At 60.5% G+C, this 15,331-nt stretch carries 19 protein-coding genes; 11 read left to right on the forward strand and 8 right to left on the reverse strand.

Annotated features, from left to right (window positions below; translation table 11 throughout):
* Positions 1–42: 42 nt before the first annotated feature.
* On the reverse strand, positions 43–477 hold the full coding sequence (locus QYQ93_RS09395; protein WP_043050798.1) for a PilZ domain-containing protein: 435 nt from the start codon (positions 475–477) through the stop codon (positions 43–45).
* Here QYQ93_RS09395 and QYQ93_RS09400 point away from each other — a divergent pair.
* From QYQ93_RS09400 to cysB, 5 genes are all read left to right on the forward strand, one after another.
* Entirely contained in the window at positions 476–862 is a 387-nt protein-coding gene (locus QYQ93_RS09400) for a thioredoxin (protein ID WP_338476788.1), read from the forward strand. The two genes, QYQ93_RS09395 and QYQ93_RS09400, sit on opposite strands and share 2 nt — an antisense overlap.
* Positions 859–1,821 carry a putative 2-dehydropantoate 2-reductase gene (locus QYQ93_RS09405; protein ID WP_338476789.1) on the forward strand — a complete coding sequence of 321 codons (963 nt, stop codon included), beginning with the start codon at positions 859–861 and terminating at the stop codon, positions 1,819–1,821. The genes QYQ93_RS09400 and QYQ93_RS09405 overlap by 4 nt, the downstream gene beginning before the upstream one ends.
* 14 nt (positions 1,822–1,835) lie before the next feature.
* The gene (locus QYQ93_RS09410) at positions 1,836–2,753 is read left to right on the forward strand and encodes a 5'-nucleotidase (protein WP_043050801.1); all 918 of its coding nucleotides are present in this window, start codon (positions 1,836–1,838) and stop codon (positions 2,751–2,753) included.
* Positions 2,754–2,801: 48 nt separating this feature from the next.
* A complete protein-coding gene (locus tag QYQ93_RS09415) occupies positions 2,802–3,302 on the forward strand; it encodes a universal stress protein (RefSeq protein ID WP_043050802.1) in 501 nt (166 codons plus the stop codon).
* A 104-nt stretch (positions 3,303–3,406) separates the two neighbouring features.
* Entirely contained in the window at positions 3,407–4,381 is a 975-nt protein-coding gene (gene cysB / locus QYQ93_RS09420; RefSeq protein ID WP_003189876.1) for an HTH-type transcriptional regulator CysB, read from the forward strand.
* Between the two features lie 117 nt (positions 4,382–4,498).
* Here cysB and QYQ93_RS09425 read toward each other — a convergent pair whose 3' ends face one another.
* Complete coding sequence (locus QYQ93_RS09425) at positions 4,499–4,981, reverse strand: GreA/GreB family elongation factor (RefSeq protein ID WP_043050803.1); 483 nt, start codon at positions 4,979–4,981, stop codon at positions 4,499–4,501.
* A gap of 5 nt (positions 4,982–4,986) precedes the next feature.
* The gene (locus QYQ93_RS09430; protein ID WP_043050804.1) at positions 4,987–5,355 is read right to left on the reverse strand and encodes a hypothetical protein; all 369 of its coding nucleotides are present in this window, start codon (positions 5,353–5,355) and stop codon (positions 4,987–4,989) included.
* Positions 5,356–5,486: 131 nt separating this feature from the next.
* On the opposite strand from QYQ93_RS09430, the gene earP reads away from it, so the two are divergent.
* Together earP and QYQ93_RS09440 are read left to right on the forward strand one after the other, a co-directional pair.
* Complete coding sequence (gene earP / locus QYQ93_RS09435) at positions 5,487–6,620, forward strand: elongation factor P maturation arginine rhamnosyltransferase EarP (RefSeq protein ID WP_043050805.1); 1,134 nt, start codon at positions 5,487–5,489, stop codon at positions 6,618–6,620.
* A 49-nt stretch (positions 6,621–6,669) separates the two neighbouring features.
* Complete coding sequence (locus QYQ93_RS09440; protein ID WP_003172723.1) at positions 6,670–7,242, forward strand: elongation factor P; 573 nt, start codon at positions 6,670–6,672, stop codon at positions 7,240–7,242.
* Between the two features lie 65 nt (positions 7,243–7,307).
* On the opposite strand, the gene QYQ93_RS09445 is transcribed toward QYQ93_RS09440, so the two are convergent.
* The 3 genes from QYQ93_RS09445 to QYQ93_RS09455 form a co-directional block, all read right to left on the reverse strand.
* On the reverse strand, positions 7,308–7,727 hold the full coding sequence (locus QYQ93_RS09445) for an organic hydroperoxide resistance protein (RefSeq protein ID WP_034126737.1): 420 nt from the start codon (positions 7,725–7,727) through the stop codon (positions 7,308–7,310).
* Positions 7,728–8,048: 321 nt separating this feature from the next.
* Positions 8,049–8,501 (reverse strand): MarR family transcriptional regulator, encoded by a 453-nt coding sequence (locus QYQ93_RS09450; protein ID WP_338476790.1) that lies wholly within the window; start codon positions 8,499–8,501, stop codon positions 8,049–8,051.
* An 80-nt stretch (positions 8,502–8,581) separates the two neighbouring features.
* Entirely contained in the window at positions 8,582–9,532 is a 951-nt protein-coding gene (locus QYQ93_RS09455; protein WP_338476791.1) for a LysR family transcriptional regulator, read from the reverse strand.
* Between the two features lie 108 nt (positions 9,533–9,640).
* On the opposite strand from QYQ93_RS09455, the gene QYQ93_RS09460 reads away from it, so the two are divergent.
* Positions 9,641–10,390 (forward strand): sulfite exporter TauE/SafE family protein, encoded by a 750-nt coding sequence (locus QYQ93_RS09460; RefSeq protein ID WP_338476792.1) that lies wholly within the window; start codon positions 9,641–9,643, stop codon positions 10,388–10,390.
* Here the strand turns inward: QYQ93_RS09460 and QYQ93_RS09465 are convergent.
* Entirely contained in the window at positions 10,380–11,261 is an 882-nt protein-coding gene (locus tag QYQ93_RS09465) for a LysR family transcriptional regulator (RefSeq protein ID WP_217883248.1), read from the reverse strand. The two genes, QYQ93_RS09460 and QYQ93_RS09465, sit on opposite strands and share 11 nt — an antisense overlap.
* Before the next feature lie 70 nt (positions 11,262–11,331).
* Between QYQ93_RS09465 and QYQ93_RS09470 the strand changes: the two genes are divergently transcribed.
* The gene (locus QYQ93_RS09470) at positions 11,332–11,538 is read left to right on the forward strand and encodes a DUF1127 domain-containing protein (protein WP_043050810.1); all 207 of its coding nucleotides are present in this window, start codon (positions 11,332–11,334) and stop codon (positions 11,536–11,538) included.
* Between the two features lie 45 nt (positions 11,539–11,583).
* On the forward strand, positions 11,584–12,795 hold the full coding sequence (locus tag QYQ93_RS09475; RefSeq protein ID WP_338476793.1) for a winged helix-turn-helix domain-containing protein: 1,212 nt from the start codon (positions 11,584–11,586) through the stop codon (positions 12,793–12,795).
* Positions 12,796–12,813: 18 nt separating this feature from the next.
* Here the strand turns inward: QYQ93_RS09475 and QYQ93_RS09480 are convergent, their stop codons facing one another.
* On the reverse strand, positions 12,814–14,160 hold the full coding sequence (locus QYQ93_RS09480; RefSeq protein WP_043050812.1) for a class II 3-deoxy-7-phosphoheptulonate synthase: 1,347 nt from the start codon (positions 14,158–14,160) through the stop codon (positions 12,814–12,816).
* A 123-nt stretch (positions 14,161–14,283) separates the two neighbouring features.
* On the opposite strand from QYQ93_RS09480, the gene QYQ93_RS09485 reads away from it, so the two are divergent.
* Positions 14,284–15,039, forward strand: a complete 756-nt coding sequence (locus QYQ93_RS09485) for a spermidine synthase (protein WP_043050813.1) — start codon at positions 14,284–14,286, stop codon at positions 15,037–15,039.
* Positions 15,040–15,331 lie beyond the last annotated feature (292 nt).

Consider the following 15,331-nt stretch of genomic DNA (forward strand, 5'->3'; position numbering starts at 1 on the left):
TTAGCGCGTTACACGGGCCCGCGACAATGGGCAAAGCCCGGTTTAATCCAGTGCTGGCTGCACAACCGCCTCATGGGAGAACTCGCCGGCGTGGCGCGACACCCAATCGCGGGCCATGGCTTCAAGTTGCTGCGGCGTGGGCTCGGCGTTTTCGTGCAGGCGGCAATGACGTTCGATCTGGCACACTTGCTCACCCATTCGGGCACCGAACAAGGCGTGTTCATCGGCAAAGCAAATGCCGATGCGATAACCGTCTTCGACTTTGCGGCACCATGCCACGTAGCCTGGATAACGGGCGCTGGGCCCCAGGGAGGGGATATGCAGGTCAACCGCCGTGCCCGGGCGCCAGGCCCGCGGCCAATTGCAGGCGACGCCGCCGCGGCCGATAGTGTGCAGGCGTTGGCGGGGCAAGGCAGGAGAGGGACGTTGGATCAACTCGACAGCGACATCATCAGGGTGAGGTAAAAAACGACCCATGTACACGGACTCCGAGCGCCGTCCAATTGACGGCAGTGGCAGCAGTATAGTGAAGGAACTGGAATTGACCGACCTGGATATTGACCAGCAATTGCTGGGATTGCCAGGTATTTCGCTGGTAGTGTTCACCAGTGTCGGTTGTTCCAGTTGCCGCTGGGTGCGCCAGCAAGTACCGGGCTGGCGCTTGCCGGTGGACCGTGTGTGCTGGGTCGATGCCGGGGACAACGGCGGTGCGGTCGAGCGCTACCAGATCTTTCATTTGCCGACGTTGTTCCTGGTGTGCGAGGGTCAGTTCCTCGGGCAATTACAGACACGTCTTACAGTATCCGACCTCGCCGAATGCGTAAACCAGGCGCTTACCCGCCTACCAGAGGATTTGCCATGACAGTAGTTGCGTCCCCGTCGCCACGTATTGGCATCATCGGCACCGGCGCCATTGGTGGCTTCTACGGATTGATGCTGGCGCGTGCCGGTTTCGATGTGCATTTCCTGTTGCGCAGCGAATACGCAGCGGTCAGTGAGCATGGCCTGCACCTCAACAGCACGGTGCATGGCCACCTGCATCTGCACCCGGTACAGGCCTATGCCAGTGCCGCCGACATGCCGCCGTGCGACTGGTTGCTGGTCGGTACCAAGTCCACCGGCAACGTCGACCTGGCCCCGACCATCGCCCAGGTCGCGGCACCGGGGGCCAAGGTGGTGCTGTTGCAAAACGGCCTCGATGTGGAGGACAGCCTGCGTGAACACCTGCCGCCGTCGCTGCACCTGCTGGGCGGGCTGTGCTACATCGGTGTGCACCGCTCCGCCCCCGGGGTGGTCGAGCATCAGGCGCTGGGCCGGGTCAACCTGGGTTATCACAGCGGTACGGCCGCCAATGATGAGGCGCAGCAAAAGGCAATTGTCGAAGCCGGTGCCGGACTGTTCCACCACGCCGGGATCGAGTCGCAGGCCATGGCCAATGTGCATCAGGCGCGCTGGCATAAACTGGTTTGGAACGTGCCTTATAACGGCCTTTCGGTCTTGCTGGGCACGGGCACCACGGCCATGATGGCTGACGAGTCCAGCCGTGAATTGATCCAGGCGCTGATGGCCGAGGTGGTGCAGGGCGCCCGCGCCTGCGGCCATGAGATTCCTTCCAGCTATGCGGGGCAGATGTTCGCCATGACCGAAACCATGGACGACTATCTGCCCAGCATGTACCACGACTATGTGCACAAGCGCCCGTTGGAGTTGGCGGCTATCTATGCCCGCCCCTTGGCCGCTGCCAGGGCGGCCGGTTGCGAACTGCCGCGTATGCAGGCGTTGTACCAGGCCTTGAGTTTTATGGATCGGCACAACCGCTGATTGGGGGACACACCATGGCAAAGGGATTGGGTGACAAGCTGGTGCTGGCGATTTCTTCGCGGGCACTGTTCGACCTGAGCGACAGCCACAAGGTGTACCTGGCCGAAGGGGTGGAGGCTTACCGCAAGTACCAGATCGAGCACGAGGAAGAAACCCTTGAGCCGGGTGACGCTTTCCCGCTGGTCAAGAAGCTGCTGAGCCTCAACGTCAGCCTGGGTCGGGCCCGGGTCGAGGTGGTGCTGGTGTCGCGCAACAGCGCCGATACCGGCCTGCGGGTGTTCAACTCGATCCAGCATTACGGGCTGGATATTTCCCGCGCCGCTTTCGTAGGAGGGCGTAGTCCCTACCCATACCTGGCCGCCTTTGGTTGTCATCTGTTTCTTTCAACCCATGCTGAAGATGTGCGCAGCGCGCTCGACGCCGGCTTTGCGGCGGCAACGATTCTGTCGGGCGGTGCACGTCGGGCATCGAGTGAAGAATTGCGCATCGCATTCGACGGCGATGCGGTGTTGTTTTCCGACGAGTCCGAACGCGTTTATCAGGCCGGTGGGTTGGTCGCTTTTCAGGCCAGTGAGCGCGAGTCGGCGCGCCAGCCTTTGCACGGAGGCCCGTTCAAGGGCTTCCTGGCAGCGCTTAACTTGTTGCAGCGCGAGTTTGTCGATGACGCCTGTCCGATTCGCACGGCGCTGGTCACCGCCCGTTCGGCACCGTCCCATGAACGGGTGATTCGTACGTTGCGCGAATGGGATATCCGTCTGGACGAGTCGCTGTTCCTCGGTGGCCTGGAAAAATCCGCGTTCCTGGAAGCCTTCGCCGCCGATGTATTTTTCGATGACCAAGCCGGACATTGTGAGAAAGCCAGGGAGGTGGTCGCCACCGGGCACGTGCCCCATGGCATCAGTAATGAGTTGAAAATCCAGACCGAGAGCTAGCTGCTAAGCTCATTCAATCGCCGCCATCCTGGCAGTCCAGGAGGTTCTATGATTCGTTCGATGCTGTACGCCACGGACCTGGGTCTGTATGCACCGTATGTAATGCAACATGCACTGGCGCTGGCGCGGACGTTCAAAGCCGACCTCTACGTGATCCACGTGGTCGAGCCCATCGGGCTGTTCGCCGAATCGGTGCTACAGAGCTACCTTGATGAGAAGGCCCTGAGTGAATGGCAGAGCCAGGGGTTGAGCACGGTCATGGCGACGATTGAACAACGTGTGCTGGACAGCTTTCGCGAGGAGTTGGGGGAGGGCGAGCAGGACTTGCAATTGATTCGCTCGGTCAGGGTGATCCAGGGGGACCCCTGCGAGGTGATTCTCGACCAGATGCGAAAACTGTCCGTCGACTTGCTGATCGTAGGTAGTCACAGCCAGGCAACCAAGGTGACCGTGCCCCTTGGGCGCACCGCTGCACGGGTATTGCAGCTGTCCCCGGTGCCGGTCTACCTGGTGCCGTCGCTGCAACATCGGCGCAGTGAGGATAGTTGACCGGTAGAAAAGGATAAAAAGTTCTAGATTTATCCGTCTTACCTTTAATATAGTTATATACCGTCGCTGATACCCGTGGCGTCTATCTGCTTTGAGGGATTGATATGAAGCTTCAACAACTGCGCTACATCTGGGAAGTGGCGCACCACGACCTCAACGTTTCCGCTACCGCTCAAAGCCTCTACACCTCGCAACCCGGTATCAGCAAGCAGATCCGCCTGCTCGAAGACGAGCTGGGCGTCGAAGTGTTCGCCCGCAGCGGCAAGCACCTGACCCGTGTCACCCCGGCTGGCGAGCGCATCATCACTACCGCCGGCGAAATCCTGCGTAAAGTCGAGAGCATCAAGCAGATTGCCCAGGAATTCTCCAACGAGAAGAAAGGCACCCTGTCGATCGCCACCACCCACACCCAGGCGCGCTATGCATTGCCGCCGGTAATCCGCGATTTCATCAAGCAATACCCCGACGTGGCCCTGCACATGCACCAGGGGTCGCCGATGCAGATCGCCGAGATGGCCGCCGATGGCACTGTCGATTTCGCCATCGCCACCGAAGCCCTGGAACTGTTCGGCGACTTGGTAATGATGCCGTGCTATCGCTGGAACCGCTGCGTGGTCGTGCCTCAAGGTCACCCTTTGGCGAAGCTGCCGAAGCTGACCCTGGAAGCCCTGGCTGAATACCCGATCGTGACCTACGTGTTCGGCTTTACCGGCCGTTCCAAGCTCGATGAAGCCTTCAGTCACCGTGGCCTTACGCCAAAGGTGGTGTTCACTGCCGCTGATGCCGACGTGATCAAGACCTATGTACGCCTGGGCCTGGGTGTGGGCATCGTCGCCAAGATGGCGGTCGACACCAACCTCGACAAAGACCTGGTGGTGCTGGATGCCAGCGAACTGTTCGAGTCCAGCGTGACCAAGATCGGTTTCCGCCGTGGCACCTTCCTGCGCGGATTCATGTGCGATTTCATCGAGAAATTCGCCCCCCACCTGACCCGCGAAGTCATGGCCAAGGCGATCCAGTGCCACAACAAGCAAGAGCTGGAAGAGCTCTTCGACGGCGTCGAGCTGCCGGTTCACTGATCACGCTTGCCCCTGTAGGAGCGAGCTTGCTCGCGAAAATCGTCAACGATAATGCGGGGCACCAGGGTTGACGTGGTGTCCATGCGTTCTTCGCGAGCAAGCTCGCTCCTACAGGCGTTATTTGGCCTCGGTAACCGTAAAAAGTTGCCGGGCGCCTGCCACCAGAATCTCCACCTCATCCCCTTCAAACTTGCCCAGCAGGCTTTTGCCCAGGGGCGAGCGCGGGGTGATGACGGTCACCGGTTGCCCGACCACAGCGACTTTCAAACCTGCGGCGTCCGGCGCCAGGAACAGCCATTGCTGGCGACCATCCTCGTCTTCCAGGCCCAGCAGTGTGCCAATCTCTATACCTCGCTGATCATCGAAAGCACGTAGCTGCAGGTTCTGGCACAGCGCCAGCGACTGCTTGATTTCCTCGACCCGCTTGGCCTGCCCGGCCGCCAGGTAAGACGCCTCCAGCCCCAGGGTGTCGTATTTGTTTTCGGCGATGTTTTCTTCGTGAGTCGCGGTTTCGTAGGCAGTCTGCGCGGCACGTTGGGCGATATCGAGGTCGACGGCGAGTTTTTCCAGGATCAACTGGAGGACGGCGTGTTTATTCATGGTCTTCAATCGCAGAATTGCAGGACATTGGCCCGAGACTTTTCATTGGGGGCGTTCTGGTCCTGTTGCAGCCAGAACTGGCATTTGGGGTTGGACAGGTTGCGCGCATTATTCCGGGCCTGGTCCAGGGCCTGCTGCTGTTCCTGCTTTTGCAGGTTCTGCTGGTATTGCTCGAACATGCGGTTCGGCGGCTCCGGCACAGCAGCGGCTGGCTTGCCCAGTTGCTCAACCGCCTGGGCCACGGGTGCCAGGCTCTGGGGGAACAGGTAGCGAGACGCCAACCATGTGGTCAGCGCAATGGCGATAAACCCCAGCCACAGGCCTGCTGCAATGGCGAGGCAGAGCTTGAGCAGCGACAACGGACGGTCCGACATGATGGCCTCCTGGCTTGGTTTAACGGCGTGATGGCGATTGTCGCACAGCCGCCACGCAGAAAATCGCGAACAAGCCTTCTGCATCGGTGCATTTATGCGGACAATCGAGTCTTTGATCGATGGAGCCCGGAATGAAAGCCCGCTGGGATATTTTTTGCAGCGTCGTCGACAACTACGGCGACATCGGCGTGACCTGGCGCCTGGCCCGGCAGTTGGTAGTGGAACATGGCTGTGAAGTGCGCTTGTGGGTCGATGACCTGCGGGCTTTCGAGCGCATGTGTCCGCAGATTGATGTGCAGGTGAGCCAGCAGTGGCAGGAAGGTGTCGAAGTGCGCCACTGGCCTGCGCAATGGTCAGGCGCGCAATCAGCCGATGTGGTGATTGCCGCGTTCGCCTGCCAGCTGCCGCCGGAGTACATGGAGCGCATGGCCGAGCGTGAGCAACCGCCGTTGTGGATGAACCTGGACTATCTCAGCGCCGAAGATTGGGTGGTGGGCTGTCACCGTTTGCCTTCGGTGAAGTTCAAGGGCGTGCAGAAGTACTTTTTCTTTCCCGGCTTTCGCCCGGGCACCGGCGGCTTGTTGCGTGAAGCCGGGTTATTGGAGCGGCGCCAGGCTTTTCAGCTAGATGACGTCGCGCAGCGACAATTCCTGCAAACCCTGGGGGTAGCGCCGGCGGCCGATGCACGACTGATGTCGCTGTTCGCTTACGAGAACCCCGGGTTGGCCAGCTGGTTGGACGTGCTTGCAGCAGACAGGTGCGCGACTCACTTGCTGGTGCCGGAAGGGCGCATCCTGGGGGATGTGCAACGTTGGTTGGGCGTGAGCAGCTTGTCGGCGGGCGACATCCAGGTGCGCGGCGCGCTGACGGTGCAGGTCATTGCCTTCGTACGCCAGGAGCAATACGACCGGTTGCTCTGGTGTTGCGCGTTCAACGCGGTGCGCGGCGAGGACTCCTTCGTGCGCGCTCAGTGGGCGGGGAGGCCGTTGCTATGGCACATCTATCGCCAGGACGAAGACATCCACCTCGACAAGCTCGATGCCTTCCTGGCGCTGTACACCGTCGCACTGTCGCCGGCCGCCAAAGCGGCTGTCATCGCACTTTGGCAAGCCTGGAACACCGAGGGCGATATGGCGCAGGCCTGGAAAATGCTCTTGGAACATTGGCCCGAGGTGAATGAGCACGCCGAGAACTGGTGTCTGGAACAAGGCTTGCAGGCCGATCTTGCGACGGCGCTGGTACAGTTTTATGAAAGTTGGATATGATACGCCACCTTGATTTTTGTAAATCCCATCCAAATTTCGGATATATGCAATGAAAACTGGTAAAGAACTGAAACCCGGTACAGTGATCCGTCTCGAAAACGACCCTTGGCTGGTTCAGAAAGCTGAGTTCACCAAGTCTGGTCGTAACAGCGCAATCATGAAGACCAAGCTGAAGAACCTGCTGACCGGTTACAAGACCGAGATCGTCTACAGCGCCGATGACAAACTGGACGACGTGATCCTCGACCGCAAGGAAGCGACCCTGTCCTTCATCAGCGGTGACACCTACACGTTCATGGACACCACTGACTACACCATGTACGAGCTGAACGCTGAAGATATCGAAGCCGTTCTGCCGTTCATCGAAGAAGGCATGGAAGACGTCTGCGAAGCTATTTTCTTCGAAGAGCGCCTGGTTTCCGTGGAGCTGCCGACCACTATCGTGCGTAAGGTCGCCTACACCGAAGGTTCCGCTCGCGGCGACACTTCGGGCAAAGTGATGAAGCCTGCCAAGCTGAGCAACGGTACCGAGCTGCAAGTAGCCGATTTCATCGAAATCGACGACCTGATCGAGATCGACACCCGCGAAGGTGGTTCGTACAAAGGTCGCGCCAAGAAGTAATTCTGGCCCCACCGATACGAAAAAAGCCCGACCTTGAGTCGGGCTTTTTTGTGCGCGGCTGTTTTTCAGACCGTTACATGCAGGCGCACATCCACATTGCCACGGGTGGCGTTGGAATACGGGCAGACTTGGTGGGCGGCATCGACCAGGCTCTGTGCGTCATCCTGGGCCAGGCCCGGCAGGCTGACGTGCAGGTCGATATCCAGGCCAAAACCGCCGGGGATCTGGCCGATGCCGACATGAGCGGTGATCGAGGCATCGTCCGGGATTTTGCGTTTTGTCTGGCTGGCAACAAATTTCAGTGCGCCGATAAAGCAGGCGGAATAGCCGGCCGCGAACAGTTGCTCCGGGTTGGTGGCCTGGCCACCGGCGCCGCCCAATTCCTTGGGGGTAGAGAGTTTGACGTCGAGGATGTTATCGCTGGAAACAGCGCGACCATCACGGCCGCCAGTGGCGGTGGCTACTGCGGTATAGAGCGTTTGCATGGGGCGTTCCTCTTGGTTTGTAGCGCTAAATGTTTGCGCGCTAAGTAGTTGGTGAGGCCAATGTGTAGCGCTAATGTTTAGCGCGCAATATAAATGTATAAATATTTTTCGAGGATGGCGAGAAACAATGTGGGAGGAGGCGGGCCCTAATGCCAGTCAGTTAAGCGTACATCGCCCTCTGTAGGAGCGAGCTTGCTCGCGAAAAACGTTAACGATAACGCGTGCTTCCTGAATGAATGCGGCGCCTATGAGTTTTTCGCGAGCAAGCTCGCTCCTACAAAAAGCCTTGGCTGACTGGCATTAAGGCAAGCCCCTCCCACTTTAGATAGCGCTTTGCAGGTTGCCGCGCAGCGCGATCAAGTCGGCCTGCAGCTTGCGCAATTGCGCAAGCTGCATCCCGCTGGCGCCCAGGATGCAGTGGGGAACATCCTTGGCCTTGCTCTGCAATGCGCGGCCGGCGTCGGTCAGTTCCACAACCACCACCCGCTCATCCTCGCGGCTGCGGGTGCGGCTGAGCAGGCCTTCGGCTTCCAGGCGCTTGAGCAGCGGCGTCAGTGAGCCAGGATCCGTCAGCAGGCGGCTGCTGATTTCGCCGACAGTCAATCCGTCCTCTTCCCACAGCACCATCATGGCCAGGTATTGCGGGTAGGTCAGCCCGAGGGCTTGGAGCAGGGGCTTGTAGACCTTGGTCATCAACAGCGAAGTGGAGTGCAGGGCGAAGCACAGCTGGTTATCCAGCAGCAGCGATTCACAGGGGGCTGGGTTTTTGCTCATGGTTGCGCCTCGAAAAAGCATGTCTTCACCTGAATCTAGCGGGCCAATCTTTAATGCGCCAGGTAATTCTGCAAGGATGGTCAGACTAACCCGCTTTGCAATGCGAGATCCCAGGGCGGCACCGGGCTGAAACGGGATTTAAGGTATTCGAGCAGTAACCGGCTACGTGCGTTGGGCTGTTGTTCAAGGCGCAGCGCGTAAATGCCGGCGGTTTCCGGGCTGGGCAAGCCGTTTTCACAAAACAGCGGCAACAACTCGCCACGCACCAGGTATTCACTGGCCAGCCAAGTCGGCAGGTGCGCGATGCCCAGCCCGGCCAGTGCGCCCGAAAGCAGCGCCTCGGCGTTATTGGCGCTCATGCGGATGCGCCGGGGGCGATAGGTCGTGCGGCGCTCGTCCAGTTCAAAGCGCCAGGCGAACATCGGCGCCAGGCCATCCCAATCGAGGCCGTCATGCTCGTTCAGTTCCCGAGGATGGGTGGGTGTGCCGCGGTTTTTCAGGTAGGCCGGGCTGGCACAGGCAATGCGCACGATGCTCGCCAGGGGTGTAGCGATCCGGCGAGTGTCGACGATATGCCCGGCGCGCAGCACCAGGTCGACCTTGCCCAGGTGTGCGCCCTGCATGTCGACAAAGCTGTCGATCAAGTGCAGGTGCACATCCAGCCCTGGATACACGTTCAGGAAGTCCGCGATCACCGGCGCCAGGTGGCGGCGACCAAACGCTGCCGGTGCATCTACCCGGATCAAGCCTTCCGGCGCATGGCTCAGGGACACCGCTTCGGCCCGCGCCAATTGCAGTTCACTGACAATCCGCCGCGCGCGTTCGGCAAAAGCCAGGCCGGCAGGTGTAGGCACCACCGCGTGGGTGCTGCGCTGGAACAGGCGGCTACCCACTGAACGTTCCAGGCTGTCGATTCGACGGGCGACTGCGGAGGGCGTCAGTGGATGACGCCGTGCGGCAGCGGAAAAGCTAGCGGTTTCCATCACATCGAGAAACAGGCTCAGTTGATCGGTCAGCGTATTAGGGTTCATAGACGCGCGCTTGTGCGGGATCGGCATAGCCATTGTGCGTTGCTATGCGTTTCCGCGCCAGGGCCGACTGCGTAGCATGTCAGCCTCGGGATTGCGGAGTAGCGAGCGGTGTTGGATTTAGTGATGTACCTGTTATTGGGTGCGGCTTTGGGCACCGTGGGTGGGCTGTTTGGCATCGGTGGCGGGCTGATAGCCATTCCGGTGCTCGGCGTGTTGTTCGGCCTGGACCAGCAAATAGCCCAGGGCACCGCGTTGGTCATGGTGGTACCCAATGTGATGCTCGCCCTGTGGCGTTATCACCAGCGTAATCGTATCGAGCTGCGCCACGCCTTGCCGCTGGGCGTGATGGGCTTTTGCTTTGCCTGGCTGGGATCGATCTGGGCAGTGGGGTTGGATGCCGGGGCAATGCGTATCGGCTTTATTGCGTTCCTGGTGGCGTTGTCGGCCTACAACCTGCTGCGCATGTTTACCCGCAACGCGCCGCCAACGGCGCAGATGCGCTACTCCTGGCCCTGGCTGGGCGTGTTGGGCGCAGCGTCCGGCTCCATGGGTGGATTATTTGGGGTAGGGGGCGCGGTAGTCGCCACGCCAGTGCTCACCAGCGTGTTCGGCACCACTCAAGTGGTGGCCCAGGGTTTGTCCCTGGCCTTGGCGCTGCCCAGCACCGGCGTGACCCTGGTCACCTACGCCTGGCACCACGAGGTGGACTGGATGATCGGCCTGCCGCTGGCGGTGGGGGGGCTGCTCAGTATCAGCTGGGGCGTGAAAGTGGCCCATGCATTGCCGGAGCGGCTGTTGCGCGGGCTGTTTTGTGGCTTCCTAGTGGTGTGTGCGGTGATGCTGACGTTTAAAGTTTGAAGCCTTCGACGATGTACTCGGCCAGGCATTCGGTGATCGGTGACGTCATCTGTGGATTACGCAGCAAGCGCAGGTTCATTGACGGCAACGGTGGAAAGCCTTCGTCGCTGCCGAGCACCCGCAGGTCCTCGGTGACCAGGCTTTCCATGCTGACCATCGCCGCGAGGCCAGCACTGACCACCGCCTGGATCGCCGCTCCGTTGGAGCTGTGGTAGGCCAGGCGGTAATCGCGTCCAGCTGCGTCCAATGCGGCACGCGCCCAATGGGTGTACAGGCAGTCATCGCCGGAAATCGCCAGGGGTAGCGCGTCATGCTCATCCACGCAGAAGCACGGTGATGCTGCCCAGACCATGCGTTCAGTGCGCAGTAACTCGCCAATATCATTGCCAGGCTCGCGGCTGATCACGGTCAGGGCCAGGTCTCGCCGCTGCATCAGCACGGAGGACGCCTCACAGTGCATCTCAATCTGAATCAGTGGGTAGGCTTTGGAAAACTGCTTCAGGATCCCCGGCAGGAAACGCATCACATAGTCATCTGGCGTACCGATGCGTACGAGCCCCACCATATGGGGCTCGCGCAGGGTATTGAACACTTCGCTGTGCAGCTTCAGGATGCGCCGCGCATACCCCAGCAGTACCTGGCCTTCGGGCGTAAGCCGTACCTGCCTTCCATCGCGCTCGAACAGCTTGCGCTGCAGTACATCTTCCTCCAGGCGCTTCATCTGCATGCTCACCGCCGATTGAGTGCGGTTGACCAGCTCGCCGGCGCGGGTAAAACCACCTTGGTCGGCGATGGCGACGAAGGTGCGCAGCACTTCGGTGTCGATGCTCGGGTAGCCAGACAATTGATCAATCTCAGAGATGTATTGCATAAGAAACATTCGTTGGATTGATCATAGCGCCAGGCCCACACTTTCGTCATCCCCACTGGAGGGCGAGAAGATGAAAGGTCAAAGAGGTTCTGTGTTGTTGCAAAAATGGCCGTTTACCGGCCTGTTTCATACGGTTGCACGTTGGCAGATGCTGCATCAGGAGCGCCAGTTGCTGGCGACCTTGAGCGATGATGCGCTCAAGGACATTGGGCTCAACCGTGCCGACATAGCGCAGGAAACCCATCGGCATTTCTGGGAAGACCCGCTGCGCAAATAAGCCAGGATGCAGTAGGGTAGAGGGCGAGTTTCCATGGAGAGCCCTATGCCCGCCGACCTGTCTTTTTCACTCAAGCAAGCTCGACGCGTGGCGCTGGTCGCCCAGGGTTTTTCCGGGCGCCAGGCGCCTGCCCAGATAAAAGCCGCGCACCTCAATCGGCTCATCGACCGCTTGGGTGTCGTGCAGATCGACTCGGTCAATGCGCTGGTGCGTTCCCATTACCTGCCGTTGTTTTCCCGCCTGGGCCATTATTCCCCGTTGATCCTTGAACAAGCGGCCTGGAGCCTGGGCAGGCGGCGTTCGCTGTTCGAGTATTGGGGGCATGAGGCCTCGCTGCTGCCCATGTCGCTCTACCCGCTGATGCGCTGGCGCATGGAGCGGGCCAGGCAGGGGCAGGGGATCTATGCGCAGATGGCGCGTTTCGGCCGTGAACAGCAGGCGACCATCCAGCGCGTGCTGCACACTGTCGAGCAGCAGGGCGCCCTGGGGGCGGGCAGTTTGTCGACTCGTGAGGAGCGCGCGGGGCCCTGGTGGGATTGGAGTGATGAAAAGCACGCGCTGGAATGGTTGTTTGCCGCCGGTTTGGTCACCGTCGCAGGGCGGCGGGGGTTTGAGCGACTGTATGATTTGCCGGAGCGTGTTATCCCCGGCGAGATTCTTCAAACCGTCATCACCGAGGCCGACGCTCAGCGTGGCTTACTGTTGCATAGCGCAACGGCGTTGGGCGTCGCCACCGAGAAGGACCTGCGCGATTACTTCCGCCTCGACCCCGCCGACAGCCGCAAGCGCGTGGCCGAGTTGGTCGAGGATAGGCGGCTGCTGGCGTGCCAGGTGCAGGGCTGGAAACAACCGGCGTACTGCCTGCCGGTGCCGAAGTTGCCACGCAAAGTCGCGGCCAGCGCCTTGCTGTCACCGTTCGATTCGTTGATCTGGGAGCGCAGCCGCACGGAGCGTTTGTTCAATTTTCGCTATCGACTGGAGATCTACACCCCACAGGACAAGCGGGTGTACGGTTACTACGTACTGCCGTTTCTGCACAATGAGCGGATCGCCGCCCGCGTCGACCTGCGGGCCGAGCGTGCCCATGGGCGCCTGGCGGTGCATGCGGTGCACGAGGAAGAGCTGGGCCTGGATGACGAAGGCATGTCGGCGCTGGCCTTGAACCTGCGCCAGATGGCCGACTGGCTGGGGCTGGAGCAGATCCAGCTCAATTGCCAGCGGCCCAGTGCCGCCCGGTTAAGGGCGGCACTGGTGTAGGCGCGAGCTGGCTCGCTCCTACCTTTTGACCTGCTTCAAGGTCTCGGCAATCAGGAACGCCAGCTCCAGCGACTGATCGGCGTTCATCCGTGGGTCGCAATGGGTGTGATAACGGTCCGACAGGCCGTCTTCGGTGATCGGCCGTGCGCCGCCGATGCATTCGGTGACGTTCTGTCCGGTCATCTCGATATGAATCCCGCCGGCATAGCTGCCTTCGGCCTGGTGCACCTGGAAGAATTCTTTCACCTCGCCGAGAATCTGCGCAAAGTCGCGAGTCTTGTAGCCGCTGCTGGCCTTGATGGTGTTGCCATGCATCGGGTCGGAGCTCCACAGCACCTGCTTGCCCTCGCGCTGCACGGCCCGGATCAGGTGGGGCAAGTGGTCGCCGACCTTGCCCGCGCCCATGCGGGCGATCAGGTTGAGGCGGCCAGGGTCGTTGTCCGGGTTCAGGATGTCGATCAGACGGATCAGGTCATCCGGGTTCATGCTCGGCCCGACCTTCACGCCGATCGGGTTGTTCACGCCACGCAGGAACTCGACATGGGCGCCGTCCAGTTGGCGAGTGCGGTCGCCGATCCAGAGCATATGGGCCGAGCAATCGTAGTAGTCGTTGGTCAGGCTATCGCGGCGCACGAAGGCTTGTTCAAAGTTGAGCAGCAATGCTTCGTGGGCAGTGAAGAAGCTGGTTTCGCGCAATTGCGGCGAGCTGTCCATGCCACAGGCGCGCATGAAGGCCAGGGTCTCGTCGATGCGGTCGGCCAGTTGGCTGTACTTCTCGGCCAGGGCGGAGTTGGCGATAAAGTCCAGGTTCCACTTGTGCACCTGGTGCAGGTCGGCGAAACCGCCCTGGGCAAAGGCGCGCAGCAGGTTGAGGGTGGCGGTGGACTGGTGATAGCACTGCAACAGGCGGTCCGGGTCCGGCACACGGCTTTTTTCGTCGAAACCGATGCCGTTGACGATGTCGCCGCGGTAGGCGGGCAGGGTGATGCCGTCGATGGTTTCATCATTGGCCGAGCGCGGCTTGGCGAACTGGCCAGCCATGCGTCCGACTTTCACCACCGGGCAGCCGGCGGCGAAGGTCATGACAATGGCCATCTGCAGCAGCACCTTGAAGGTGTCGCGGATTTTTGCGGCGGAAAACTCGGCAAAGCTCTCGGCGCAATCGCCGCCTTGCAGCAGGAATGCGCGCCCCTGGGTCACCTCGGCAAACTGACGCCGCAGCTCACGGGCTTCCCCGGCGAACACCAACGGCGGGTAGCTGGCCAGGCTCTGCTCCACTTGCAGCAAGTGCGCAGCGTCCGGGTACTGGGGTTGTTGCTGGATCGGCAAGGCACGCCAGCTGTCGGGGCTCCAGGGTTGGCTCATCGTGAACTCGTGTGATGGGTGGATGTTCGGGCACTAATGTTAGCAGCAATTAGTGCGTGACCTGCTGAGGCCGCTGGCCGACAATCGCGCCTTTGTCGTGCGGTAAACCCTTTAGGAGTAGTGATGACCGAGGAGCGTGTCGAGCGCCTGCTGGCTGAAGTCCATGATGATTTCGGCATGATCCGTGTGCTTGAAGTGGCCGATTACCGCTTTCTCGAATTTGGCGACGCCATCGAGCAAAGCTGCGTGTTCACTGCCGACCCGAGCTGGCTGGAGTACGACTACACCCGCGCCATGTTGATCGGTGCGTTATGCCATGAGCAACCTGAGAGCGCGTTGTTCCTTGGCCTGGGAGCTGGCACGCTGACCCAGGCGTGCCTTAAGTTCCTGGCACTGGAAGATGTCGAGGCCATTGAGCTGCGTCCTGATGTACCGCGCCTGGCGATTGAGTATCTGGGGCTGGACGACGACCCGCGCCTGTACATTCGCATCGGTGACGCGCTGCAATTGCTCGATACCGCCGAGCCGGCCGACCTGATTTTCGTCGACCTGTATACCGATGTCGGCCCGGGCGTGGGCCATTTGGCCTGGACCTTTCTGGAAAACTGCCAGAAGAAGCTCAACCCTGGCGGCTGGCTGGTGATCAACCAGTGGGCCACCGATGATGGCAAGCCGTTGGGCGCAGCGTTGCTGCGTGGGTTGTATCACCGACACTATTGGGAGCTGCCGGTGAAAGAGGGCAATGTGATTCTTTTGGTGCCTTCGGAGCTGGACCAGGTGTTGGACCTGGAGGCGCTTTCGGCTCGTGCCGAAGCCTTGGCGCCACGGTTGGGTTATTCGTTGCAGCCATTGATCAAGGCTATTCGGCCGGCAACCTAGTTGTCTGCTCTGGCGCCATCGGGGGCAAGTCGAATCGTCGCACCGCCCCTCCCACATGTGCGCGCGTACACCCATTTGGAATGCAGTCAAATGTGGGAGGGGGCTTGCCCTAATGCCAGTCAGTTAAGCGGTCATCGCCTTCTGTAGGAGCGAGCTTGCTCGCGAAAAACGTCAACGATAACGCGTGTTTGCTGAATGAACGCGGCGCCTGTAAGTTTTTCGCGAGCAAGCTCGCTCCTACAAAAAAGCCTTAACTGACTGGCATTAGGGCTTGCCCCCGATGGCGGCCTGA

The organism is Pseudomonas khavaziana (assembly GCF_036704165.1).
Taxonomy (GTDB): domain Bacteria; phylum Pseudomonadota; class Gammaproteobacteria; order Pseudomonadales; family Pseudomonadaceae; genus Aquipseudomonas; species Aquipseudomonas khavaziana.

Coding starts and splice junctions, on each gene's coding strand:
- QYQ93_RS09400 (WP_338476788.1), top strand. CDS start 476: ATGTACACGGACTCCGAGCGCCGTCCAATTGACGGCAGTGGCAGCAGT.
- QYQ93_RS09410 (WP_043050801.1), top strand. CDS start 1,836: ATGGCAAAGGGATTGGGTGACAAGCTGGTGCTGGCGATTTCTTCGCGG.
- QYQ93_RS09475 (WP_338476793.1), top strand. CDS start 11,584: ATGCCCGCCGACCTGTCTTTTTCACTCAAGCAAGCTCGACGCGTGGCG.
- QYQ93_RS09415 (WP_043050802.1), top strand. CDS start 2,802: ATGATTCGTTCGATGCTGTACGCCACGGACCTGGGTCTGTATGCACCG.
- QYQ93_RS09430 (WP_043050804.1), bottom strand. CDS start 5,355: ATGTCGGACCGTCCGTTGTCGCTGCTCAAGCTCTGCCTCGCCATTGCA.
- QYQ93_RS09470 (WP_043050810.1), top strand. CDS start 11,332: ATGAAAGGTCAAAGAGGTTCTGTGTTGTTGCAAAAATGGCCGTTTACC.
- QYQ93_RS09440 (WP_003172723.1), top strand. CDS start 6,670: ATGAAAACTGGTAAAGAACTGAAACCCGGTACAGTGATCCGTCTCGAA.
- QYQ93_RS09450 (WP_338476790.1), bottom strand. CDS start 8,501: ATGAGCAAAAACCCAGCCCCCTGTGAATCGCTGCTGCTGGATAACCAG.
- QYQ93_RS09480 (WP_043050812.1), bottom strand. CDS start 14,160: ATGAGCCAACCCTGGAGCCCCGACAGCTGGCGTGCCTTGCCGATCCAG.
- QYQ93_RS09465 (WP_217883248.1), bottom strand. CDS start 11,261: ATGCAATACATCTCTGAGATTGATCAATTGTCTGGCTACCCGAGCATC.
- QYQ93_RS09445 (WP_034126737.1), bottom strand. CDS start 7,727: ATGCAAACGCTCTATACCGCAGTAGCCACCGCCACTGGCGGCCGTGAT.
- QYQ93_RS09395 (WP_043050798.1), bottom strand. CDS start 477: ATGGGTCGTTTTTTACCTCACCCTGATGATGTCGCTGTCGAGTTGATC.
- QYQ93_RS09425 (WP_043050803.1), bottom strand. CDS start 4,981: ATGAATAAACACGCCGTCCTCCAGTTGATCCTGGAAAAACTCGCCGTC.
- QYQ93_RS09405 (WP_338476789.1), top strand. CDS start 859: ATGACAGTAGTTGCGTCCCCGTCGCCACGTATTGGCATCATCGGCACC.
- cysB (WP_003189876.1), top strand. CDS start 3,407: ATGAAGCTTCAACAACTGCGCTACATCTGGGAAGTGGCGCACCACGAC.
- QYQ93_RS09485 (WP_043050813.1), top strand. CDS start 14,284: ATGACCGAGGAGCGTGTCGAGCGCCTGCTGGCTGAAGTCCATGATGAT.
- earP (WP_043050805.1), top strand. CDS start 5,487: ATGAAAGCCCGCTGGGATATTTTTTGCAGCGTCGTCGACAACTACGGC.
- QYQ93_RS09455 (WP_338476791.1), bottom strand. CDS start 9,532: ATGAACCCTAATACGCTGACCGATCAACTGAGCCTGTTTCTCGATGTG.